Below are 1,105 nucleotides of genomic sequence, written 5' to 3'. Positions count from 1 at the left end.
CGCGTCGCGCCGCGAGGGGCCGCGTCAGGTCGCCGCGCGACGGCGCACGCGCGGTCGTCAGGCGAAGAGCGCCGACCCGACGAACGGGCTGTCGTCCGTGGTCACGGGCGTGCCGTCGGCACCGAGCACGAGCGACCCGTCGGGCACGCCCGGCGGGACCGCGAACAGGCCGGACCCCGTGTGCTGCAGGTACTCCATGAGCCCGTCCTGCGCGGACAGCCGGTTCTGCATCGGCACGTAGTGCGTGCGCGGGTCGCGGACGAACGCGAGGAAGAACAGCCCGGCGTCGAGGCGGCCCAGCGCGTCGTTGCCGTCCGTGAAGTTGTAGCCGCGGCGCAGCATGCGCACGCCGTCGTTCTGTTCGGGGTGCGCGAGGCGGACGTGGCTGTTCGTCGCGATGAGCGGTGCGTCGGCCCGGCCCGTCGCCGTGAAGTCCGGCTCGGTGAACTCGGTGCCGCCCGACAGCGGCGCACCCTCGCCCTTGGTGCGGCCGACGAGCGTCTCCTGCTCGCGCAGCGACGTGCGGTCCCACGTCTCGATGACCATGCGGATGCGCCGCGCGACGAGGTACGTGCCGCCCGTCAGCCACGCCGAGTCGACGCCGTCGCCCGCGTCGTCCTGCGCGGCGGACTCGGGCACCCACACGTGCGCGTCGAGGGCGTCGTGCTCCTCGGCCTTGACGTTCGCGGTGCCGTCCTTGAAGCCGAACAGGTTGCGCGGGGTGCGCTGCGCGGTGCTCGTCGACGACGTGCGCCCGTAGCCGAGCTGCGTCCACCGGATCGCGGCCGCCCCGAACGCGGCACGCGACAGGTTGCGGATCGCGTGCACCGCGACCTGCGGGTCGTCGGCGCACGCCTGCACGACCAGGTCGCCGTCGCTGCGCGCCGGGTCGAGCGCGTCGCCCGGGAAGTGCGGGAGCTCCAGGAGACCGCCGGGCAGCCGGTCCGCGAGCCCGAACCGGTCGGTGCCGGGGGTGCCGTCGGGCGCCGGGGTGCCGACGAACAGGGACCGGCCGAAGCCGAACGTGAGCGTGAGCCCCGCGGGCGGCAGGTCGGCGGCCTCGCCCGTGTCGTCGGGCGGCGCGTCGTACGGGCCGGACGCCGGT

Annotated in this window: 1 protein-coding gene; it reads right to left on the bottom strand. The window is 75.3% G+C overall.

The window, feature by feature from the left end; all coding sequences use genetic code 11:
- Nucleotides 1–57: 57 nt before the first annotated feature.
- The coding region (locus HGA02_RS20035) for a Dyp-type peroxidase (RefSeq protein ID WP_168681186.1) at nucleotides 58–1,105 on the bottom strand (1,048 nt) is incomplete at its 5' end.

Origin of the sequence: Cellulomonas septica (assembly GCF_012396155.1) — a bacterium.
Lineage (GTDB): Bacteria > Actinomycetota > Actinomycetes > Actinomycetales > Cellulomonadaceae > Cellulomonas > Cellulomonas septica.
Note: the sequence above shows the minus strand (reverse complement) of the source record. Positions and strands in the feature narration are given on the sequence as shown.